The 20,421-nt window shown below is 61.8% G+C and carries 21 protein-coding genes; 10 read left to right on the top strand and 11 right to left on the bottom strand.

What is annotated here, in order from left to right; genetic code table 11:
* Positions 1 to 111: 111 nt before the first annotated feature.
* The 5 genes from BEN48_RS08640 to BEN48_RS19710 all read left to right on the top strand — a co-directional run bounded on the left by BEN48_RS08640 (position 112) and on the right by BEN48_RS19710 (position 3,814).
* Positions 112 to 480: a BlaI/MecI/CopY family transcriptional regulator gene (locus tag BEN48_RS08640; protein ID WP_070734181.1), complete on the top strand. Its 369-nt coding sequence runs from the start codon at positions 112 to 114 to the stop codon at positions 478 to 480.
* A gap of 2 nt (positions 481 to 482) precedes the next feature.
* The gene (locus tag BEN48_RS08635) at positions 483 to 2,288 is read left to right on the top strand and encodes a M56 family metallopeptidase (protein ID WP_070734180.1); all 1,806 of its coding nucleotides are present in this window, start codon (positions 483 to 485) and stop codon (positions 2,286 to 2,288) included.
* Positions 2,285 to 2,422 carry a hypothetical protein gene (locus BEN48_RS19095; protein WP_158010132.1) on the top strand — a complete coding sequence of 46 codons (138 nt, stop codon included), beginning with the start codon at positions 2,285 to 2,287 and terminating at the stop codon, positions 2,420 to 2,422. The genes BEN48_RS08635 and BEN48_RS19095 overlap by 4 nt, the downstream gene beginning before the upstream one ends.
* A 133-nt stretch (positions 2,423 to 2,555) precedes the next feature.
* A complete protein-coding gene (locus BEN48_RS19715; protein ID WP_070734179.1) occupies positions 2,556 to 3,059 on the top strand; it encodes a hypothetical protein in 504 nt (167 codons plus the stop codon).
* Positions 3,060 to 3,088: 29 nt separating this feature from the next.
* Complete coding sequence (locus BEN48_RS19710; protein WP_241502223.1) at positions 3,089 to 3,814, top strand: M13-type metalloendopeptidase; 726 nt, start codon at positions 3,089 to 3,091, stop codon at positions 3,812 to 3,814.
* Positions 3,815 to 3,904: 90 nt separating this feature from the next.
* On the opposite strand, the gene BEN48_RS08620 is transcribed toward BEN48_RS19710, so the two are convergent.
* The 5 genes from BEN48_RS08620 to BEN48_RS08600 form a co-directional block, all read right to left on the bottom strand.
* Complete coding sequence (locus BEN48_RS08620) at positions 3,905 to 4,471, bottom strand: Hsp20/alpha crystallin family protein (protein ID WP_070734177.1); 567 nt, start codon at positions 4,469 to 4,471, stop codon at positions 3,905 to 3,907.
* 261 nt (positions 4,472 to 4,732) lie between these two features.
* The gene (locus tag BEN48_RS08615) at positions 4,733 to 5,812 is read right to left on the bottom strand and encodes a chorismate mutase (protein ID WP_206599833.1); all 1,080 of its coding nucleotides are present in this window, start codon (positions 5,810 to 5,812) and stop codon (positions 4,733 to 4,735) included.
* Positions 5,813 to 5,966: 154 nt separating this feature from the next.
* Positions 5,967 to 6,812 (bottom strand): prephenate dehydrogenase, encoded by an 846-nt coding sequence (locus BEN48_RS08610; RefSeq protein ID WP_070734175.1) that lies wholly within the window; start codon positions 6,810 to 6,812, stop codon positions 5,967 to 5,969.
* An 87-nt stretch (positions 6,813 to 6,899) separates the two neighbouring features.
* Positions 6,900 to 8,126, bottom strand: a complete 1,227-nt coding sequence (locus BEN48_RS08605; RefSeq protein WP_241502218.1) for a pyridoxal phosphate-dependent aminotransferase — start codon at positions 8,124 to 8,126, stop codon at positions 6,900 to 6,902.
* Positions 8,127 to 8,131: 5 nt separating this feature from the next.
* Complete coding sequence (locus tag BEN48_RS08600; protein WP_070734173.1) at positions 8,132 to 9,010, bottom strand: prephenate dehydratase; 879 nt, start codon at positions 9,008 to 9,010, stop codon at positions 8,132 to 8,134.
* A 456-nt stretch (positions 9,011 to 9,466) separates the two neighbouring features.
* Between BEN48_RS08600 and BEN48_RS08595 the strand changes: the two genes are divergently transcribed.
* Positions 9,467 to 10,558 carry an NADH:flavin oxidoreductase/NADH oxidase gene (locus BEN48_RS08595; protein WP_070734237.1) on the top strand — a complete coding sequence of 364 codons (1,092 nt, stop codon included), beginning with the start codon at positions 9,467 to 9,469 and terminating at the stop codon, positions 10,556 to 10,558.
* Between the two features lie 170 nt (positions 10,559 to 10,728).
* Here the strand turns inward: BEN48_RS08595 and BEN48_RS08590 are convergent, their stop codons facing one another.
* On the bottom strand, positions 10,729 to 11,250 hold the full coding sequence (locus BEN48_RS08590) for a DinB family protein (RefSeq protein ID WP_070734172.1): 522 nt from the start codon (positions 11,248 to 11,250) through the stop codon (positions 10,729 to 10,731).
* Between the two features lie 111 nt (positions 11,251 to 11,361).
* Here BEN48_RS08590 and lysA point away from each other — a divergent pair, with 111 nt between their 5' ends.
* Entirely contained in the window at positions 11,362 to 12,588 is a 1,227-nt protein-coding gene (gene lysA, locus BEN48_RS08585) for a diaminopimelate decarboxylase (protein ID WP_070734171.1), read from the top strand.
* Positions 12,589 to 12,600: 12 nt separating this feature from the next.
* On the opposite strand, the gene BEN48_RS08580 is transcribed toward lysA, so the two are convergent.
* Positions 12,601 to 12,954 carry a hypothetical protein gene (locus tag BEN48_RS08580; protein ID WP_070734170.1) on the bottom strand — a complete coding sequence of 118 codons (354 nt, stop codon included), beginning with the start codon at positions 12,952 to 12,954 and terminating at the stop codon, positions 12,601 to 12,603.
* A 78-nt stretch (positions 12,955 to 13,032) separates the two neighbouring features.
* The gene (locus BEN48_RS08575) at positions 13,033 to 13,446 is read right to left on the bottom strand and encodes a hypothetical protein (RefSeq protein ID WP_070734169.1); all 414 of its coding nucleotides are present in this window, start codon (positions 13,444 to 13,446) and stop codon (positions 13,033 to 13,035) included.
* Positions 13,447 to 13,858: 412 nt separating this feature from the next.
* Here BEN48_RS08575 and BEN48_RS08570 point away from each other — a divergent pair, with 412 nt between their 5' ends.
* The 3 genes from BEN48_RS08570 to BEN48_RS08560 all read left to right on the top strand — a co-directional run bounded on the left by BEN48_RS08570 (position 13,859) and on the right by BEN48_RS08560 (position 17,947).
* Positions 13,859 to 15,940 (top strand): ExeM/NucH family extracellular endonuclease, encoded by a 2,082-nt coding sequence (locus BEN48_RS08570; protein WP_094122944.1) that lies wholly within the window; start codon positions 13,859 to 13,861, stop codon positions 15,938 to 15,940.
* Positions 15,941 to 16,022: 82 nt separating this feature from the next.
* The gene (locus tag BEN48_RS08565; protein ID WP_083320896.1) at positions 16,023 to 16,625 is read left to right on the top strand and encodes a pentapeptide repeat-containing protein; all 603 of its coding nucleotides are present in this window, start codon (positions 16,023 to 16,025) and stop codon (positions 16,623 to 16,625) included.
* A gap of 287 nt (positions 16,626 to 16,912) precedes the next feature.
* On the top strand, positions 16,913 to 17,947 hold the full coding sequence (locus BEN48_RS08560) for a LacI family DNA-binding transcriptional regulator (protein ID WP_070734167.1): 1,035 nt from the start codon (positions 16,913 to 16,915) through the stop codon (positions 17,945 to 17,947).
* A 255-nt stretch (positions 17,948 to 18,202) separates the two neighbouring features.
* Here the strand turns inward: BEN48_RS08560 and BEN48_RS08555 are convergent, their stop codons facing one another.
* The 3 genes from BEN48_RS08555 to BEN48_RS08545 form a co-directional block, all read right to left on the bottom strand.
* Complete coding sequence (locus BEN48_RS08555; protein WP_241502217.1) at positions 18,203 to 18,511, bottom strand: DUF433 domain-containing protein; 309 nt, start codon at positions 18,509 to 18,511, stop codon at positions 18,203 to 18,205.
* Positions 18,512 to 18,886: 375 nt separating this feature from the next.
* Positions 18,887 to 19,654 carry a creatininase family protein gene (locus BEN48_RS08550; protein WP_070734165.1) on the bottom strand — a complete coding sequence of 256 codons (768 nt, stop codon included), beginning with the start codon at positions 19,652 to 19,654 and terminating at the stop codon, positions 18,887 to 18,889.
* 54 nt (positions 19,655 to 19,708) lie between these two features.
* The gene (locus BEN48_RS08545) at positions 19,709 to 20,278 is read right to left on the bottom strand and encodes a GNAT family N-acetyltransferase (protein ID WP_070734235.1); all 570 of its coding nucleotides are present in this window, start codon (positions 20,276 to 20,278) and stop codon (positions 19,709 to 19,711) included.
* Between the last annotated feature and the right edge of the window lie 143 nt (positions 20,279 to 20,421).

Genomic DNA, 20,421 nt, shown 5'->3' with positions numbered 1-20,421 from the left:
GAAAAAGGCTTTTTTGTTGATTTTGAAATATTCTCAGGAGATTAAATTTTTTCTTATTACGAATTACTCGTAGAATTACGACACAATCGTAAACACACCGTATCAATTCTTATGGAACGCCTCACCCAGCCCGAAGAAGACGCCCTGCGCGTGCTCTGGCCCCTGCCCAGCGGGGGCTTCGTGAAGGAAATACTGGAGGGCTTGCCCGCCCCGCGCCCGCCCTACACCACGCTGGCCAGCACGCTCCGCAACCTGGAACGCAAGGGCTACGTGCGCGCCGAAAAGCTGGGTAATTCATTCCGCTTCGCGCCCCTGGTGTCGGCCGACGACTACCAGCGCCGCTCACTGGGCACGCTGGTGCAGCAGCACTTCCAGAATTCCTACAAAGACTTGGTGTCGTTTTTCGCGCAGGAGGAGAAAATCAGCGCTGCTGATTTGCAGGAGATTATCAAGCTCATCGAAAGCAAAAAAGCCCAGTAGCCATGGCTCCCACCCTGCTCTACCTGCTGAAGGCCAACGTGGCACTGCTGCTGTTTGCGGTGGCGTATTTCGGGCTGCTGCGCCGGCTCACGTTCTTCACGCTCAATCGTTTTTACCTGCTATTTGCGCTGGTGTTTGCGGCCGTTTACCCGGTGCTGCTCCTGCCAGCGCTGTTTCCGGAAGCAGCAAGCCTGCCGGTAGCGCTTACGGTGCTGGCGGCCACTGGCGGGCCGAGCGAAGTGGCCCCAGTGACGGTGGCGGCGCCAATCGACTGGGAGGCCGTGGGCCTGGCGCTGTACGCCGGCGGCGCGGTGGTGCTGCTGGCCCGGCTGCTGCTGCAGCTGCTTTCGTTGTGGCGGGTGCGGCGCGGCTCGCAGCCGGCCGTGCTGCAGGGGCAGCCGGTGCGCACGCTGGCAGGGGCCATAAGCCCGTTCTCATTCTGGCGAACCATTTACCTCAACCCGGCCCGGCACCCGGCCCCGGAGTTGGCCGCCGTGCTGCGCCACGAGCAGGTGCACGTGCAGCAGTGGCACACCCTGGACGTGCTGCTGGCCCAGGTGGCGCAGGCCCTGGCCTGGTGCAACCCGGCCGCGTGGCTGCTGCGCCGCGCCCTGCTCGACAACCTGGAGTACCTGGCCGACCACGCCGCTCTGCAAACCGGCCTCGACCGCCGGGCCTACCAATACAGCCTGCTGCGCCTGAGCCACGGCGTGGCTGGGCCTTCCCTGGTTTCTCATTTCACATTTCCCACCCTCAAAAACCGCGTTGCCATGATGAATACTCCGCTTTCTTCGACCGGGCAGTTGGCCCGCTACATTGTGGCCGGGCCGTTGGTGCTGGCCCTGGCACTGGGCTTTTCGGCGACGCAGGCGCAGGGAGCCGGGCCGGTGGTGCCGGCTGCTGTGCGGGCTGCGTCTGACCAGGCGGCTACCCCTGCCCTTGTCTACTGCGTGGATGGCCAGCTAACAAATGAACTGGTGGGCGACGATGCTTTTTTTGTGGGGATAGCAACGATGAAAGTTCTTAAAGGCAGCCAGGTACAACAAGTATTTGGCGAGGACATCAGCGCTGATGTAGTTCATGTTGTCACGACCAACAAAAACCGTAGCCGGGCCGATGTGCTGGCCTTGAATAAAAAAGTTGATGCGGCGGGGGCGCAGGACCTGCACCTCAAGGTTGAATTAGGCCCCGCTGCGGGTCCGGCCAAAAACCAGCTGCCCTCCGGCATCAAGGCCTACATTGCCAAAACGTATCCAAAAGCCAAGCTGGTGAGCTGGGCCATCAGTAACAAAGCCAGCGCTAAGGCTCCTTTTGTTAAATACCTGGCCGCCGTGAAAGAAGGTGACCGGCGTACTCAGCTGTATTTCAACGAGGCCGAGCAGCCCGTGCAGGCTTCCAAGCCCACCAGCCAGCGCCAAGCACCTACCTCGCCCACTGAAGCAGTTGTTACCAAAGCCCTTTCGGCTTCTGTGGGCCAGGCAGCTGCTACACCGCCAATTGTTTACGTTGACGGCAAGCGGACTAGTGCGGACCTCAATGCCATCAACCCCAACAGCATTGCTTCCGTCAATGTGCTCAAGGGTGAGCGCGCGCGCCAGCTGGCCGGCGACGCCGGGAGCGAAGGTGTTATTCTTATCACGACCAAGGAAAACCAAGGCGCGCCTGAGGTGCGGGCTTTCAATGACAAATACGGAGCGGTAACGCCAGCACCGGCCACGGCCGAAACGCCCAAAACCGTGGCCTACCTGGCCGCTCGGCCCTGGCCTACATCACCAAAACCTACCCCGAGGCCCGGTTGCTGGGCGTGAGCGAAGTACCGGGCGTGAATGGTGGGGAGCCGCGCTACCAAGCCGAGATTGTGCTGGGCCGGCGGCCGGGTTATCTGCTGTTCGATGCGCAGGGGAACTTCATCTCTGATTCGTATAAGACGAACGCCCGCTAACCGCCGCCTTTTGTCGGGTTATGATTTTGCAAAAAAGCCGCTGCTGTTGAAGCAACGGCTTTTTGTGCTCGCGATTCATTCCGGGCCCCGGCTTCTTTCTACTTTGCGCTGGCAAACCTGACTTTCCATCCCGATGAACAAACTGCACTCGCACCCCTGGCTGCCGGCTGGCGCGCTGGCCCTGGCCGGCTGCGCCGGCGCCAAGCCCACTCCCGTGGCCACCACCACGCCCGCCACAACGGTGGCGGCCGCCCCGGCCGACCCCGCCGGCGTGGGCCTCGACATGGCCGACCTGGACCGCACGGTGAACCCCTGCGACGACTTCTTTCAGTTTTCGGGCGGCAACTGGCTGAAGAACAACCCCGTGCCGAATTACGCCAGCAGCTGGGGGCCGCGCAACCTGCTGGGCAACCGCACGCAGGAAACGCTGCGCCGCATTCTGGAAGACGCGGCGGCCAACCGCACGGCCGCGCCCGGCAGCAACGCTCAGAAAGTGGGCGATTTCTACGCCGCCGCCATGGACACGATGGCCATACAGAAGGCCGGCATCGGGCAGCTAAAACCGGAGCTGGACCGGCTGGCGGCCGTGCGCGACAAGGCCGCGCTGCGCGCCGCCATAAGGACTATTCGGCCCTGAATATCAGCCGGGAGAGCTACTTGAAAAACGTGCTGGCCGCGCGGCAGTGGAACAATAAGCGCGAGACCGCCAAATTTGGCGGGCCGATAGACCGCAACGAGTGGGGCATGACGCCGCCCACCATCAACGCTTACTACAACCCGCCGCTAAACGAAATTGTGTTTCCGGCCGGCTACCTGCAGCCGCCGTTCTTCGACCCCAAGGCCGACGACGCCATGAACTACGGCGCCATTGGCGGGGTGATGGGCCACGAGATGACCCACGGCTTCGACGACCAAGGCCGGCAGTACGACTCCGAGGGCAACCTGCGCGACTGGTGGACGCCCGCCGACGCGGCCGAGTTTACGAAGCGCGCCAACGTAGTGGGCCAGCAGTACGACGCCTTCTCGCCCCTCGACTCGGTGCACGTGAACGGCAAGCTGACCATGGGCGAGAACCTGGCCGATTTTGCGGGCCTCACCGTGGTATACGGCGCCCTGCAGAAGCAATTGCAGCAACGCTACGGCAACGGGCCGCGCCCGAAATACGACGGCTTCACGCCCGAGCAGCGCTACTTCCTGAGCTGGGCCCAACTGCGCCGCACCAACATTCGCCCCGAGGCATTGCGCCAGCAAATCCTGACGGACCCGCACTCCCCCGGCCAGTACCGCACCATTGGCCCGCTCATGAACATGCCGCAGTTTCAGCAAGCGTTTGGGTGCAAAGAAGGTGATAAAATGACCCGCTCCGTGGCGGAACGAGCCGTAATCTGGTAGACCAGCAAGCGCACACAAGCACACAAAAAAGGCGCCTCGTGCAAATCGAGGCGCCTTTTTATATACCAACAGTATAAAACAAGCACAAGACTAATGAATGAGTGCGCCTTCTAAGGCGCTATTGCCTTGCTTTTCATCGGTACTGTTTTGCACTGGCACATCGTTGGCTGGCTGGTTCATGCGGCCGGCTGGCTGACCGTTGGCCTGGGTGCCTTGTTGGCCCTGGATTTGAATCTGATGGCGCATGGTTTTTTGTTCGTCTTTGGGCACCAGCACGCGCAGCACTCCGTCTTCAAACTGGGCCTGAATGTGACGGGGCTCCACGGTATTGGGCAACTGAAACGAGCGCTGAAACGAACCATAGGAGCTTTCCACAATGTGGTAGCGGCGGTCCGTTTGCTCGTTTTTGAACTGCCTCTCCCCGGAAATGGTAAGTCGGCCCTGCTGAAAATCCACCTTGATATCCTCTTGCTTGAGGCCGGGCAACGAAACTTCTATTTCGTAGCCCTTGTCGGTTTCGTAGGCGTCAACCTGCGGCGAAAACGTGCTGACCCGCCCCCGGCCTGCCATCGAATCCTGAAAGAACCGGTCGAGCATAGTCGTAAAACTCTGCGGCATCATGTCGCCAAAAGAGTCCTGATACTTTTGAATGGCCATGGCACAAAAATTTTAGGTGAGAAAAAAGACGCTCCTGAGTCTGGGCCTTCAGGCACTCTAATTTACTCAATCTGAAGAGCAAATGCTACAAAAAAATGCCTATACTGAACCGTATAGCTTTTTTGTAGCATTTGCGACGCACGGCATTCAACCATTACTGCCGGTACAAAATTCAGAACCAGGCCGTTGCTACAGGGCTTGCTCGACAGTGGTTAAGCACAAAAAAAATGCAGCTACCTAAGCGGCCGCGGCTTCTCAGCGCTACTCCATTATCCGGCTCTGGCGGTTGATGGACTCCAAGTGCACTGCAGCGAGGTATTGCTCTACAAAATCGGTGGAGAGGCCCACAGCCGAGCCCTGGCGGGTGGCGCGCTCCAGCACCTCGTTCCAGCGGGCGGTTTGCAGGATGGTGATGTCGTTTTCTTTTTTGTACTGCCCGATTTTCTCGGCCACGGCCATGCGGCGGCCCAGCAGCTGCATCACTTCGGCATCGAGCTGATTGATTTGCTCGCGGAAGCTGGCCAGGGCCGTCAGGAACTCGCGCTCGTTGGTGGTTTCGTGGCGCCACACCAGGCCTTCAATCAGGTCGCGCAGCACCTCCGGGGTGATTTGCTGCTTGGCGTCGCTCCAGGCGTTGTCGGGGTCGATGTGGCTTTCAATCATGTTGCCATCGAAGCCCAGGTTGAGGGCCTGCTGGGCCACGGCGGCCAGCGTGTCGCGCCGGCCACAAATGTGGCTGGGGTCGCAGAGCAGCGGCATTTCGGGCATGCGGCGCTTCATCTCAATGGGCAGGTGCCACATCGGCGCGTTGCGAAAATCGGTGTTGCCGTAGCTCGAAAAGCCCCGATGAATGAGACCCACGTGCTGCAAACCGGCTTTTTGCAGGCGCTCCACGGCGCCCACCCACAGCTCCAGCTCGGGGTGAATGGGGTTTTTTACCAGTACCGGCACGTCCACACCACGCAGGGCATTGGCTATTTCCTGCACCGAAAACGGGTTGCCGGTGGTGCGCGCGCCCACCCACAAAATATCGACGCCGAAGGCCAGGCAGTCTTCTACGTGCTTGGCGGTGGCTACTTCCACGGCGATGGGCAGGCCGGTGAGCTCGCTGGCTTTTTTCAGCCACGGCAGGCCCTTGGTGCCCACGCCCTCAAACATGCCGGGCTTGGTGCGCGGTTTCCAGATGCCGGCGCGCAGGGCCTGCACCTTGCCGGTGGCGGCCAGCCGCTGGCAGGTGTCAATCACCTGTTCTTCGGTTTCGGCCGAGCAGGGGCCCGAAATCAGGAAGGGCTTGTCGTCGGGCTGCCGGTTAAACAGCGCGGATTTCATCGTTGGTATCATGGGGTTGATTTTTAAGGTTTTAGAACGTCATGCCGAGCGCAGCCGAGGCATCTCGCGTGCGGTAGTAATCCAATCGTTAAAAATTGGTGGTGGCACGCGAGATGCCTCGGCTGCGCTCGGCATGACGTTGTTTTCTGATGGTTTGCATTACAATTCACGGCAGGATTTTGCGGATGTGGTTGGCTTGCTGAATTTTGTCGGTGAGGGCCTGATAGTTTTCCTGTGCCAGCAGCTCGCGCAGTTGCTGGAGCTGGTGCAAATGCTCATCCAGCACATCGAGCACATTCAGCCGGTTTTGACGAAAAATGGGCACCCAGGTTGCCGGTGAGCTCTTGGCCAGCCGCACCGTGGACTCGAAACCACCGCTGGCCAGGTCGAAGATGCGCTGTTCTTCCTTCTCCTTTTCGAGCACCGTGAGGGCCAGGGCAAAGGAGGTGATGTGCGAGATGTGCGACACGTAGGCCGTGTGCAGGTCGTGGTCGGCGCCGTTGAGGTAGAGCAGGCGCATGGGCAGCGCGTGAAACAGCTGCTCCACCACGCGCACGGCGTCGGGGTCGCTGTTGGCGGTGTCGCACAGCACCACGGTTTTGCCCTCAAACAGGCCGTTTATGGCAGCTTCGGGGCCGGAATGCTCGGTGCCCGCCATGGGGTGTACGGCCACAAAGCGGCCTCGGTTGGGATGGCCGGCCACGGCTGCCAGCAGCGCCTGCTTGGTAGAACCCACGTCGATAACCACCTGGTGCGCGGTAGTGGCGTCGAGTACCGGCGGCAGCACGGCTACCATGGCGTCCATGGGCACGGCCACCACAATCAAATCGGCCCGGTGCACGGCGGTGACCAGGTCGGCTTCTATTTCATCCACCAGACCCAGCTCCAAGGCCCGGCGGGCGTGTGGTTCGCTGGCTTCTACTCCCACGAGGCGGTGCGCCAGGCCGTGGTGGCGCAGGCTGAGCGCCAGCGAGCCGCCGATGAGGCCCAGACCGATAATGGTAACGTTCATCTGATTTTATTAGAATTTTTGACAAAAGAACGGTCATGCTGAGCTTGCCGAAGCATCTCTACCGCTTCGTTAAATCAGCATTAATTACTACTGCGGTAGAGATGCTTCGGCAAGCTCAGCATGACCGTTCTTACTGATTGTTAGCCGCTCCAGCGCCTCGCGCAGCACCGTTTCGGGCTGGCAGAGGCTGACGCGGATGTAGCCATTGCCGTTGCTGCCGAAGATGCCGCCCGGTGTGAGAAACACCCGGGCCTGGGCCAGCACGGCATCGCTCAGGGCATAGCCATCGGCGAATTCGGCGGGCACGGCGGCCCAGATGAACAGGCCCACCTGGCCCGGCGCAGGCGCGCAGCCCAGGGCGCGCAGCAGCTCCACCACCAGCTCGCGCCGGGCGCGGTAGGTAGCATTCAGCTCCGAAAACCAGTCGGCCCCCAGTGCCAGGGCCGCCACCGCCGCCTGCTGCACCCCTAGGAACATGCCCGAATCCATGTTGCTTTTGAAGCGGAGTACGTCGGCCAGCAAGTCGGCGCGGCCCACCAGCATGCCCACCCGCCAACCGGCCAGGTTGTGCGATTTGCTCAGCGAGTTCAGCTCCAGGGCTACTTCGCGGGCGCCGGGCACGGCCAGCAGGCTGATGGGCGGCGTTTCGTTGAGAATGAATCCGTACGGATTGTCGTGCACAAGCAGGATTTCGTGCTGGCGGGCAAAGGCCACGAGGCGCGTGAGGAAAGGCAGGTCGGCGGCCGTGCCGGTGGGCATGTGCGGGTAGTTCACCAGCATCAGTTTCACCCGCGAGAGGTCGGTGCGGGCCAGCGCCTCCAAATCTGGCAGCCAGCCGGTGGCGGCCGTGAGGTCGTACTCGCGCACTTCGGCCCCACATATTTCGGCCACGGCGCGGTACGTCGGGTAGCCGGGATTGGGAATCAGCACGGCGTCGCCGGCTTCAAGAAACGTCATGGCCACGTGCATCAAGCCCTCCTTGGAGCCCAGCAGCGGCATAATCTCGCTGGCCGGGTCCAGGGCCACGTCGTAGTGGCGCTGGTAGAAATCTGCCATGGCGCCGCGCAGGGCCGGGGTGCCTTGGTAGCCCTGGTAGCCGTGGGCGTTGGGTAGCGCGGCGGTGGCCGTGAGCGCGGCGGTCACGCTGGGGTGCGGCGGCAAATCGGGACTGCCGATGCCCAGGTTGATGATGTTGGCCCCGGCCGCGTTGAGGGCCGCCAGCTCGCGCAGCTTGCGCGAGAAGTAGTATTCGCCGGTGTGAGCCAGGCGGCTGGCAACGGGCACTTGCATTGGGGTTTCTGAAGTAGTCGTCATGATTTTTAAGCCAATTGCGCTGCTGTAGAGATTACCGGAATTTCGGTGGGCGCGGTGTGCCACTGCCCGCGGCGGTAGGTGCCCAGCACGCGCAACTCCGCAGTTACGGCGGCTAAATCAGCCAGTAAAGCAGCCAACTGCGTCGTTGTTTCAAACTCAACATCGGCATGAAAGCCGTAGTGCCAGGGTTGGCTGGGGCGCGGGCACGACTGCAGCTTGCTCAGGTTGAGGCCGTGCGTGGCCACGCGGGTGAGCACCTGCGCCAAGCTGCCGGGCGCATGACTGGTGTAGAAATAGAGGGAGGCTTTGTTGGCCTGTGGGTCGGGCTGCACGTTGGTGGTACGTTCCAGCACCAGGAAACGGGTGTAGTTGTGCGGGTCGTCGTGAATGGCGGGCGCCAGGATTTGGAGGCCAAACTGCTCGGCGGCCTGGGCGCCGGCCACCACGGCAACGCCGGGCGTGCGGGTTTCGGCCAGCAATTGGGCGCTGTGGCCGGTGTCGTCGGTTTCCACCAGCTTCCAGTGCGGGTGCTGGTCCAGAAACTCGCCGCACTGGCGCAGGGCCATGGGGTGCGAGTGCACCGCCCGCACGTCGGCCAGCGTGGTGCCGGGCAACGCCAGCAGGTGCTGGTGGATGGGCAGGTACACCTCGCCCGTTACCCGCACGGCGTGGCGCTCCAGCAGCAGGTAGTTGGGCAGAATGCTGCCAGCCAGCGAATTCTCCATGGCCATCAGGCCGGCTCCAGCGGTGCCCTGCACCACGTGGGCCACCACGGCGGCGAAGGTGGCGCAGGGCAGCAGCGCCGGCCCGGCCCCGAAATACTGGCGGGCGGCCACTTCGTGGAAGCTTCCCTGAAAACCCTGAATGGAGACGTGTGTGGGCATGGTGCTGAATGAGATTGGGCAATAAAAAAGGGCCTCCGTTGTGCGGGGCCCTGGTGTTGTTGGCAGCGAGTGTGGTGGTTAACACTGGCAACAGCGGGCCGGCTTCTTCAGACAGAAGGAGTAATAACCGTAACCAAAGAAGAACTTCTGCGTGGATACCATGTAATGAACGGGCATTAAAAAAGCGCCTTCCCGATGAACGAGCGGCGCTGGAATTGTCTGAGGATTAACTACAAACGGCGGCTCGTTCTACGCGGTGGCGTAGAAAGTATAATAGCCGAAGAAGTAGCGCGTCTGGAGCATCTGTAGTGGATGAATGCGTTGGCAAGGTAGGCAGGAGTTCGGGAAATGCAAATTTTGCGGGCTGTAATTGCTGTCTTTCAGTTCGCCGTGCTGCCATAACCCCAAGCCCAAGAAATGGGTTGATAAAGCTTCGCAACCATTAAAAATCACATGATGCCCAAGCTATTCGAACCCCTTGCCCTACGCGGTATCACCCTCAAAAACCGCATTGCAGTATCGCCCATGTGCCAGTACAGCAGCGTCGACGGCTTTGCCACCGACTGGCACCTGGTGCACCTGGGCGGGCGGGCCGTGGGCGGTGCCGGCCTTATCATCAGCGAAGCGGCGGCGGTGTCGCCGGAGGGCCGCATCAGCCCCGAAGACCTTGGTATCTGGAAAGATGAGCACGTGCCCATGCTCCAGCGCATCACGGCTTTTCTGCTGGCACAGGGCAGCGTGCCCGGCATTCAGCTGGCCCACGCCGGCCGCAAAGCCAGCACTTACAGCCCCTGGACTGGCGAAGGAGCCGTGCCCGAAAGCGCAGGCGGCTGGCCCGTGGTAGGACCCAGCGCCGTGGCCTTTGCCGACAACTACCCCCAGCCCACGGCCCTGGACGCAGCCGGCATTCAGAAAGTCATTGCCGACTTCCGGGCGGCCGCCGTACGTGCCCTGGCGGCGGGGTTCCAGGTGGTGGAGCTGCACGCGGCCCACGGCTACCTGCTGCACGAGTTTCTGTCGCCGCTGAGCAACCTGCGGACCGATGAATACGGCGGTTCCTTCGAAAACCGCATCCGCCTGCTGCTGGAAGTGACGGCCGCCACCCGCGAGGTGTGGCCCGAAAACCTGCCGCTCCTCGTGCGCATTTCGGCCACCGACTGGACCGAAGGCGGCTGGAACCCCGACGAAGCCGTGCAGCTGGCCTCCATCCTAAAGACCCGCGGCGTCGACCTTATTGACTGCTCCACGGGCGGCAACGTGCCCAAGGCGCCCATTCCCGTGGGCCCCGGCTACCAGGTAGAATTTGCCGGGCGCATCCGCGAAGAAGCAGGCATCATGACCGGGGCCGTGGGCCTCATCACCACGCCCGCCGAGGCCGAAGCCATTCTGGCCAACGGCCAGGCCGACCTGGTGCTGCTGGCCCGCGAGTTCCTGCGCGAACCTTATTTCCCACTGCTCGCGGCGCACGAGCTGGGGGTAGAAATGCCCTGGCCGGCGCAGTACGAGCGGGGCAAGCCGCGGGTGCAGGCAGCCGCTGGGCAGCGGTAGAATCGAGGGGAAGGTTGTGCTGATAAACGGCCGTTGTGTTGATAAAAAAAGTTGTACTGAGCTTGTCGAAGCATCTCGCGCGCAGTCAATAATCCATTTTCAACGATTGTTTTGCTACCCCACGCATCATGCTTCGACAAGCTCAGCATGACTTTTTTATTTTACCCATTTTAAGCCAAGCTTTTCACCCACCTGGCCGTGACCAGCAACTGGCCCAGGTGCCTGGTGGTGTGCTCGGCCGCGTGCGTCAGGATGCCGATGACGGTGGATGGGACCTGCGCCCGGCCCACCCCGCGCACTTCGGCCAAGCTGGTTTCAGCAGTGATGCTCAACTGCTGTAGCGCCGCTTCGACCTCCTGATTGAACCGCTGCACCAGGCGTGTCACTGCATCCGGGGTGAGGGGCAGCGGTGGGGTTTCGGCGTTGAAATCGGCGAACTGGCTCTCCGACAAAGGCTCGCTGCGGGCGTAGGTCAGCAGGCGGTTGAGCACGCCGGCCAGGTGCTGTAGGTGGAAGCCCACGGACGCCACGCCGGCGGGCCGCTCGTTGAGCAGTCCGGGCGGGAAATCGGCCAATGCAGCGTTCAGTTCCTCGCGGGCCTGCAGCAGGGCATGGGCCACGGGCTGCAGCAGCGGCGGCACGTGGGGCAGGGGGCCGCGCAGCCATACTTCCAGGGGTTGGGAGGTAGACATGTTGGGGTAGTGCAGTGGTGATGGTTAATAAAAAAATGTCGTGCCGGCCGGCGGAGCGCAACCCAAGCCTGATGGCCGGTTTTCCTCGTACCGGGCCTTACTTTTGTACTTATGTCTGGTATTAACGATGCGCTGCGCGCCGCTGCCGACCAGTTCGGCACTCCCCTTTACGTTTATAATTCCGCGACCATCACTGGTCAGTACGAAAAACTTGTAAAAGCTTTTTCGGGACATAAAACGCGCTTTTTTTACGCCTGCAAGGCGCTGAGCAACGTGAGCATCCTGCGCCACATTCACAGCCTGGGTTCGGGGCTCGACTGCGTGAGTATCAATGAGGTGCGGCTGGGTCTGCACGTGGGCTTTGCCCCCGGCGACATCCTGTTTACGCCCAACAGTGTGACGTTTGAGGAGCTGGTGGAAGCCAAGGAGCTGGGCGTGAACCTCAACATCGACAACATCTCGCTGCTGGAGCGGTTCGGGGCCACGTTTGGCGGCTCCTACCCGGTGTGCGTGCGCCTGAACCCGCACATTGAGGCGGGCGGCAACTACAAGATTCAAACCGGCCACATCGACAGCAAATTTGGCATCAGCATTCACCAGCTGCGCCACCTGGAGCGCGTGGTGAAGGGCACCGGCCTGCACGTGAAGGGCTTGCACATGCACACCGGCTCCGAAATCAAGGACGTGGGCGTGTTCATGCGCGCCCTCGAAATCCTGTTCGACGCCGCGGGCCGCTTCCCCGAGCTGGACTTTCTGGACCTGGGCTCAGGCTTTAAAGTCCCTTACAAGCCCGGCGATGCCGAAACCGACGTGAATGCCCTGGGCATGCAGGTAGCCGAGGCCTTCAAGACCTTCGAGAAAGAATACGGCCGGCCGCTGGAGTGCTGGTTTGAGCCCGGCAAGTACCTGGTGAGCGAGTCCGGCTACCTGCTGGTGAACGTGGCCGTGGTGAAGCAAACCACCGCCACAGTGTTTGCCGGCGTGAATTCGGGCTTCAACCACCTCATTCGGCCCATGTTCTACGACAGCTACCACCACATCAGCAACCTGACCAACCCCAAGGGCACCGGGCGGCTGTACACCGTGGTGGGCAACATCTGCGAAACCGACACTTTCGCCTGGGACCGGCTGCTGCCCGACATTCGCGAGAACGACCTGCTGGCCTTCCACAACGCCGGTGCCTACGGCTTTGAGATGAGCAGCAGCTTCAACTCCCGCACCCGTCCCGCCGAAGTGCTGCTCGAAGGCGGGCAGCTGCGCCTCATCCGCCGCCGCCAGACCTTTGAGGACCTGCTGGCTGGTCAGGTGGACGCCGAAGTGGCCGAAAAAGTGAGCTAGCCGCGGGCCTGCTTACCTGGCACGCCGCAGCAAATAGCCAGTGTGTCCGGTCACACCTTCCAGGGTGCTCACGTTGATGCACTCCCAGCCCTGACTGCTCATGTAGTTCAGCGCCGCCACCACCGAACGCAGCTTGCGAACGGCGGCATTGGCCTGGAGCAATTCGGGGTTTTGTGGTGCGTCTTTCACGCCCTGCCCAAACTCCAGTTTTACGTCCCTGCCGTCATAGTAGGCATCACCGAGCACCAAAATGCAATGCTCGTACTGAGGAGCTTTGGCACCCGCAACGGCGGCAGAAGCCACTTGGGCAAAAGCGGCAGGTGCAGTACCCGCCAGCAGAAGGGCGGTAATTAGCGCTTTCAGCATATAAAAGGTGCGGATTGGTTCAGAGTCAGTGTGCCTGCCAACGGTGCCCTATGCGAATATGTTGCGGGTTGGGCGGCGCTACTGCTGCACGAGCCACGTCACGGCTGCGTCTTCGGCTTCGAAGGTGCGGTAGGTGTGGGTGAGGGTGCGGGTGGCCATCACCAGCTGGTTCATGGCGAGGCGGGCAAATACGTCGTGGGCCACCAGCACGGCGCCGTAGCGGTAGCCGCTTTCGCGCACGGCGCGGGGCAGCCATTCGTTGGTCATCCAGTCCTGCTCGGTGGCGCTGAAAGGGGCCATGCTGCGTTGGTCCACCAGTATTTTTTCCCATTTACGCCGCGCCAGCGCCTGGGCCAGGTGCGTGAGCAGGGCTCGAAACTGCAGAATTTCGCGCGCCCCGGCGCGGTATTCCAGCCGCAGGAAACCACCGGGCTCTTCCCAAATGCGGCCGGTGCTGTTTTCGAAATAAAGGGAACGGTTAAGCTGCTGCATCAACGAATCAAAAACTCAGGTAAAGCTACTGTCCCGTACTGGCACAGGTTTGCAGCCCTCAACTCAAAAGCAGTAGCTGCGGTTAACTTTTGGGCATTTTTTTTCATTGCCCGCCTTTCCACGTGCCAAACGAACCGCGCCGGTAGTTGGCAGGAAATCACTGAATTTCGGCTTTGCTCTTGTTTCTTGTGCAGGATGACGCCTTACTTAAATGAAGGCCGTGGGTGTTAAGAGCTGGCGTTCCCGATGCCCTGTTCCGGCAGGCCCTTTTTGCCAGCCACACGGCAGTTAAACGGCCCAAAACCAGCACCGAACCCTCCTGTAGCGCAGTTAAGCAAGAGCACCTGATACCACTGGATTAAATACAGGTACTTTTGTATTCGGTATTTTTCCAATTCACGCGCCCGGCTTCATGCAACTCTTTTACAAGTCATTATCACTGCTTAGTGTATTGCTCGTGATGTGCTCCGCGGCGAGGGCCCAGCAAATCACGCCCATAGGCATTATTCAGGGTTCCGGGGCTTTGGCTACCTCGGGCACCTTCACCATTGAGGGCATCGTGACGGGTGTGTACGCGGGCTTGAGCCCGGCCGGATTCTACGTGCAGAACGACGCTGCCGGGTCCGACGGCGATGCCACCACGTCCGACGCGCTTTTTGTGGTGCAAAACTCGCCGTCGGTGGTGGTAGGCAACCGGGTGCGCATTACGGGGGTAGTGCAGGAAAATGCTACTACGCCGTCTTTCAACCAAGCCGTGCTCACGGGCCCCGTCATCACGGTGGTGTCGGCGGGCAATGCGCCGCCCGCGTTTTCCATTATCAATAACGCCACGTATTCCAACGCCACGGCCGAGCCGTTTGAGGGCATGCTGGTGGAGTTTTCGGCCCCCGTCACGGTTTCGGACGTGGCCACGCTCAAGTCGCGCGGCGAGCTGAACATTTCTCCGCAGGGCCTGGTGTACCAGCCCACCCAGTTTGTGGACCCCAACGACGACCCGGCCAGCGGCACCACCAGCGTCGGCGCCACCAACGTGGCCGCCGTGACGGCCTACCAGGCTGCTAACGCAAACCGTGTTCTCCTTCTCGACGATGGCCGCGCTACCGTCAACCCCTTGCCCATTCCCTACCTCGACGCCACCACCCAAACCGTGCGGATAGGTAGCACTGTGAGCCGCCTGCGCGGTATTCTGGGCTACGGCAACAGCCGGTGGCGCGTGCAGCCCCTGGCCGGCGCCGATGCGCCCGTGGTATCGGTGCTGCGCCCCGCGGTGCCCACTTTCAGTGCCATCGACGTGAAAGTGGCCAGCTTCAACGTGCTCAACTACTTCAACGGCGACGGCGCGGGCGGTGGCTTTCCCACGGCCCGCGGGGCCAAAACCCTGGTCGAATTCAACCGCCAGCGCAGCAAAATCATCGCCGCCCTCGTGCAGATGAACGCCGACGTGGTGGGCCTGGTGGAGATTGAAAACGACGGCACCGGCGCTACTTCGGCCATTCAGGACCTGGTGAACGGCCTCAACCAGGCGGTGGGTGCCACCACCTACGCCTTTGTGGAAGACGGCGCCCTGCGCCAGCCCAACAACACCGACCTCATTCGCTGCACCATCCTTTACAAGCCGGCGGCCGTGAAGCTCTACGGCAACGTGCTGGTGGACGCTTCCATTGGCTTTTTTGAGCGCCCGCCCGTGGCCCAGCTTTTCATCAGCACCCGCCCCACCCAGCCCGCCGACACCTTTGCCGTGGTGGTGAACCACTTCAAGTCCAAAGCCAGCGGCAGCGGCCTCAACGCCGACCAGGGCGACGGCCAGGGCGCTTCCAACCTGCGCCGCCGGGGCCAGGCCTACGGCCTTATCGACTTCATCGACAAAACGGTGAAGCCGGCCGGCACGCGCTACGTGGTGAGCGTGGGCGATTACAACGCCAACTACGAAGAAGACCCCATGGACATTCTACGCGCCGCCGGGCTGGTGGTGGGCAGCCCGGCCAGCAGCGTATCCTACGTGTTCAGCGGCCTGAGCGGGGCCCTCGACCACGCCGTGCTCACGCCCAACCTGGTGGGCCGCGCGGCGGTGGCCAAGTGGAACATAAACGCTTTCGAGCCGGAGTTTCTGGAATACGACGTGGCGGGTGCGGCCACCGTGGTGGACAGCCCGTTCCGCTCTTCTGACCACGACCCCATCCTCATCGGGCTCAATTTCCGGGGCGTGGTAACGGCCGCCGGGCAGCCGAAGAACGAGGCCGGCGGGCAGCTGCAGGTGTTTCCCAACCCCGCCTTGGGTGCCTTCGGTATCCGCATTGTGGGCCTGCCCAAAACCGAGCGCCTCACGCTGGAGGTGGTATCGGCGCTGGGCCAGCGCGCCCTCGCCCTCCAGGGCACCGCCGAAACCCTGCAAGCTAAAATCGGCCGCCAGACGGCCCAGCTGGCGCCGGGCATCTACCTGCTGCGCCTCAGCGGCACTGGCATCAGCCAAACCCAGCGCGTGGAGAAGCGGTAGGGCGTACCCTCACCCCTGCCGGACACGGCCCCTTTCATGGCCCAGCGCGCCGTTATTTTGCGGCTTAATCTGTTGTCTGCCTATGAAACCCCGCCGGAAAACCAGCATTGCCCGCAAACCCGATTATTTCCCGGCCGAGAACGTGGCGGAAAACTGGGATGCCCGCTTGCTGCTGTCCCATGCCGAGTTCGACGAATACCGCTTCGTGAACTGCGACTTCAGCGGGGCCGACCTGAGCCACAAACGCTTTGCTGACTGTTTGTTTGAGCGCTGCAACCTGTCGTCGGCGCGCCTGGCGGGTACGGCGCTGCAAAACGTTGCCTTTGAAGACTGCAAGCTGCTGGGCCTGCAGTTCGCGGCGTGCCGCGACATGATGTTTGGGGTGCATTTTGACAACTGCCAGATGCGCTACGCCTCGTTTGCGGGCCGCAAAATGCCGGCCACCCGCTTCGTGCGCTGCACCCTCGACGAAGCCGATTTGGCCGATGCCGACCTGTCGAACGCGGTTTTTCAGGACTGCTCCCTGGCCGGGGCCGTGTTCCAGAACACCGTGCTGGTGGGCGCCGACTTCACCTCGGCCACCGGCTTCACCCTCGACCCCGAGACCAACCAGCTACTCAACGCCCGTTTTACCCTGCACGGCCTGCTGGGCGTGGTGGCCAAGTACGGGCTGGTAGTAGAATAAGCACGGCGCCCGGTACCCTAGGGCCGAAACCTGCGCCAGCAGTATAATAAGCGCCACCGTAGCAGCCGGGCCACTATTTCCTGTTCGGCTAGTAGATTGCGGATGAATTCCCATCTACGCCCGAAGGGGGCAGCCTTGCCACGAGGCCGCCCGCCAGCTTTCGGCACCTTGTCAGCACGCATGGCCGGAGCGCCGGTGAGCCCATTGGCCCATCCTTTCCGGTAGTGCCAGGGCCCGCCCGCTACTACCGGGGCGCGGGCATTCTTTCACCTCGCTACAATCTCCAGATGGCCAATCGCCGTGCTTCCATAACTGACCTGGCCAAAACGCTGGGGCTTTCGCCGTCCACCATTTCGCGGGCCCTGAGCAACCACGACGACGTGAGCGAGGCCACCAAAGCCCGCGTGCGCCAGTTGGCCGAGGAGCTGCACTACCAGCCCAACCAGCTGGCCGCCGCCCTGCGCCGGGGCCGCAGCAACACCCTGGGCGTGCTGGTGCCGCACATCACGGGGCACTTTTTCCCGCAGGTGGTGCACGGCATCGCCACCGAGGCCGCCAAGCTGGGCTTCAACGTTATGATATGCCAGTCGAACGAAGACGCCCTCCAGGAGCAGAAAAACATCGACCTGCTGATGAACTCCCAGGTCGAAGGCATTTTGGTTTCGCTGGCCAATACCACCCAGAGCTTTGGCCACTTCGAAGCCGTGCGCCAGCAGAACATTCCGCTGGTGTTTTTCGACCGCGTGGTGGAAGATTTCAGCGGCAGCAACGTGAGCGCCGTGGTGGTAGACGACTACCAGGGCGCCTACCAGGTGGTGACGCACCTCATTGAGCAGGGCTGCACGCGCATTGCCCATTTCACGGGCCCGTTGCACCTGAGCATTCACAAAAACCGCCACCAGGGCTACCGCGACGCCCTGCTGGCCCATGGCCTGCCCCTAAACGAGGAGCTTATTATGTTCTGCGAGATGAGCCAGAAGGGCGGCACCCAGGCCATGCGCCACCTCCTAAAACTCCCCCAGCGCCCAAACGGCGTGTTTTCGAGCAACGACCTGGCCGCCATTGGGGCCATTCAGGCAGTAAAAAGCCAGCGGCTGCGCGTGCCCCAGGACGTGGCCATTGTGGGCTTCAGCAACGAGATGTTTACCATGCTCACCGAGCCCATGCTGAGCAGCGTGGACCAGCGCTGCGAGCAAATGGGCAAAACGGCAGTGCAACTCCTGCAAAAAATGCTAAAAAGCGGCCCCGACCGCGTAGGTCCGCCCAAGCCCATTGTGCTCAAGCCCAAGCTGCTGGTGCGCGAGTCATCGCAGCGCAAATAGGCATGAAGCCTTTTTTGGGGGGAAGTGGGCGTGGGGAGCCTTGCGACCTTGCCCGGCTATTCGGTTCTGCTTCCTGTAAATCAAGACGTCATGCCGGTCTTCTCAAAGCCCTTCCCCTGCGCGTGCTGTCTGGGCCCTTTGTCATCCTGAGCAATTTATAATCAGAGCAGCGACGAAAAACCTCCCCATCAAACAAGGATTTGTTCACTGGTAAGTAGATGCTTCCTTCGTGAGCATGACCGAGGGTATAGCTCCTTAAGTGGGCAGGTGGCCGGGCTCCCACAGCCGCTTAAGAAAGCTCCGTTCGGCCAACCATTGTCTTTGGCGGTTCCTCACCCACTCGTCGGATTTCTCATTTTGGGAATCATTCTGGGAATAATCAAGGGGTTTTAGCCGGGCGGCGGCAAATGCCAAGCAGGCCCGCAGGTCTTCGGCTTCCAGCTCCGGGCACTTGGCCCGGATGGCGGCCTCACTCATGCCCGACGCCATCCAATCAAGCACTTGCCACACGGGGTAGCGCAGACCCCGTACGGTAGGCTGCCCCTGACAGATAGCCGGATGCATGGTAATGCGAGGAAACCCAGGGAATTTCATAGGCTAAAAATACTGAACCGTAGCCAGTGCTCGCAAACCGAATGCCAGACGCCTAAGGGTACTACTACAGCGGAACCTGCAAGTCGCTAAGCTGGGCACTGCGCTCCGGCGCCTCGGACGCTGTGAGCTGGCCGAATCAGTAGCTGTAGTTGGCAAATACGAATGGCACCTTAGCTGGCGGCTAGCTCGGCGGGGGTATCGCCCACGCTCACAGACGCCCGCAGGCCGTAATGGGGCCACCACATCGCGAATGTTCCAGTCTTTGAGTAGCTGTTTGGACCCGAAACATGGCTGGCTGTTGCGCAGCGCGCTGCTGGCGCGCGGCGGCTGGCACGAGCCACTTCCTTATTCGTACAAATCCTGTGGGTCGGCCGCAGCCAGCTCTACCAAGAACTGTCCGATGTTGGTGGTGGCGGCCTCCAGAAACGCGGCGCCTTTTTCAGCAGTGGCCTCGGCGGGGTCGCCCACGCCGGTGTCGGCCGTCACTTTGCTCCATTCGCGCTGGGCCCAGGCCCAGCCCTGCCGCAGGGCCGCAATGCGGAACTGCTTGGCTGCCCCGCTGCCGGCGTCGGCCAGGGGGCTTACCAGGGTGGGGGCAATGTGCAGCATAGCGCTGGTTTCCAGGGCGTCGGCGTGGTCGCCGGGCGCGGTGAAGTACTGGCTGCGGTCGGCGGCCTTAAACCAGTTGAGCGTGCTGAGAAACACCGTAGGAAACTCGGCCTGCAGCTCGCGCAGGATTTGCCGGAAGTCGTTGCCGCCGTGGCCGTTCAGAATCACCAGCTTGGGAATGCCCTGGCGGGCCAGCACCTGCACCAGGTCGCGCACGATGGCCAGCTGCGTGCTGGGGTTCAGGTTCATGTCCAGGGTAATGTCGAGCTGGCCGGTGTTTACGCCAAAGGGAATATTGGGCAGCACCACTACTTTGGCACCCTGCTCCCAGGCTTTGCGGGCGGCTTCGGCGGCCACGTAGTCGTTCTGGATGTTGTCGGTGGCGTAGGGCAGGTGGTAGTTGTGCGCCTCAGTGGCGCCCCAGGGCAGCAGCACCACCTGGTAGTGGGCCTCGCGCACGGTTTTCCAGGTGGTTTCGGCCAGAATGTAAGGACGTGGCGCCATAGCAGGTTTCAAGAAAAAGTGACGACGTGTAGCCAGTGGGCAGGCAAACGGGGGTTAGTTTTCAGGCCAGGCCGCTGGCAGGGCGGCGCGTTCGAACAGCACAATGGGCTGGTCGTGGTAGGTAGTGCGGGCAAATTCGTGGTAGCCGAACCTGGCAGCCACTTTCATAGAGGGCGCATTGTCGGGATGGATGATGCAGACCGTGCGCACGGGACCGAAGCGCGCATGGCCCCAGGCCAGCACGGCAGCCACGGCTTCGCTAGCATAGCCCTGGCCATGCAAGGCGGGGTCCAGCACCCACCCAATTTCGGGCGCGTCGCCCAGCGACGGGCTCAGCTCGCGCTTGAGGTTTACGAAGCCCATGGCGCCGATAAACCGGCCACTGGCCTTCTCCTCCACGGCCCAGAAGCCATACCCCATCACCACCCAGTGGCCCGCGCTGCGCAGCAGCAGCTTCCACACTTCTTCGGCAGGCATGGCCTCGGGGCCGAAGTAGCGGTGGTAAGCGGGAGTGCGGCTCAGGGCAAGCCAAGGCTCGAAGTCATCGGCGCGAAAGCCGCGTAGCACCAGGCGGCTGGTGTCCAGCACGGGCACCGAAGGCAAAGCAACAGAGGTTGAATTCACAAGCAAGGGAAAAGAATCCGTCGTTAGCGTCCCGGGCGATGCTGGCAAAGCAAAATTCGGATTGTGAATGATGCCCAGCCTATTGGCACCCAGGACGAACACGGCACCGACAATGGGGACGAAAGATAGAGCGCAGTGCTGCG

Source organism: Hymenobacter glacialis (assembly GCF_001816165.1).
Lineage (GTDB): Bacteria > Bacteroidota > Bacteroidia > Cytophagales > Hymenobacteraceae > Hymenobacter > Hymenobacter glacialis.
The sequence above is the reverse complement of the archived record's forward strand: the minus strand, read 5'-3'. Positions and strand labels throughout refer to the sequence as shown.

Coding starts and splice junctions, on each gene's coding strand:
- BEN48_RS08565 (WP_083320896.1), top strand. CDS start 16,023: ATGAAACCCCGCCGGAAAACCAGCATTGCCCGCAAACCCGATTATTTC.
- BEN48_RS08605 (WP_241502218.1), bottom strand. CDS start 8,126: ATGACGACTACTTCAGAAACCCCAATGCAAGTGCCCGTTGCCAGCCGC.
- BEN48_RS08640 (WP_070734181.1), top strand. CDS start 112: ATGGAACGCCTCACCCAGCCCGAAGAAGACGCCCTGCGCGTGCTCTGG.
- BEN48_RS08560 (WP_070734167.1), top strand. CDS start 16,913: ATGGCCAATCGCCGTGCTTCCATAACTGACCTGGCCAAAACGCTGGGG.
- BEN48_RS08610 (WP_070734175.1), bottom strand. CDS start 6,812: ATGAACGTTACCATTATCGGTCTGGGCCTCATCGGCGGCTCGCTGGCG.
- BEN48_RS08600 (WP_070734173.1), bottom strand. CDS start 9,010: ATGCCCACACACGTCTCCATTCAGGGTTTTCAGGGAAGCTTCCACGAA.
- BEN48_RS08635 (WP_070734180.1), top strand. CDS start 483: ATGGCTCCCACCCTGCTCTACCTGCTGAAGGCCAACGTGGCACTGCTG.
- BEN48_RS08570 (WP_094122944.1), top strand. CDS start 13,859: ATGCAACTCTTTTACAAGTCATTATCACTGCTTAGTGTATTGCTCGTG.
- BEN48_RS08555 (WP_241502217.1), bottom strand. CDS start 18,511: ATGCATCCGGCTATCTGTCAGGGGCAGCCTACCGTACGGGGTCTGCGC.
- BEN48_RS08575 (WP_070734169.1), bottom strand. CDS start 13,446: ATGCAGCAGCTTAACCGTTCCCTTTATTTCGAAAACAGCACCGGCCGC.
- BEN48_RS08615 (WP_206599833.1), bottom strand. CDS start 5,812: ATGATACCAACGATGAAATCCGCGCTGTTTAACCGGCAGCCCGACGAC.
- BEN48_RS08595 (WP_070734237.1), top strand. CDS start 9,467: ATGCCCAAGCTATTCGAACCCCTTGCCCTACGCGGTATCACCCTCAAA.
- BEN48_RS08590 (WP_070734172.1), bottom strand. CDS start 11,250: ATGTCTACCTCCCAACCCCTGGAAGTATGGCTGCGCGGCCCCCTGCCC.
- BEN48_RS08580 (WP_070734170.1), bottom strand. CDS start 12,954: ATGCTGAAAGCGCTAATTACCGCCCTTCTGCTGGCGGGTACTGCACCT.
- BEN48_RS19715 (WP_070734179.1), top strand. CDS start 2,556: ATGAACAAACTGCACTCGCACCCCTGGCTGCCGGCTGGCGCGCTGGCC.
- BEN48_RS08620 (WP_070734177.1), bottom strand. CDS start 4,471: ATGGCCATTCAAAAGTATCAGGACTCTTTTGGCGACATGATGCCGCAG.
- BEN48_RS08550 (WP_070734165.1), bottom strand. CDS start 19,654: ATGGCGCCACGTCCTTACATTCTGGCCGAAACCACCTGGAAAACCGTG.
- lysA (WP_070734171.1), top strand. CDS start 11,362: ATGTCTGGTATTAACGATGCGCTGCGCGCCGCTGCCGACCAGTTCGGC.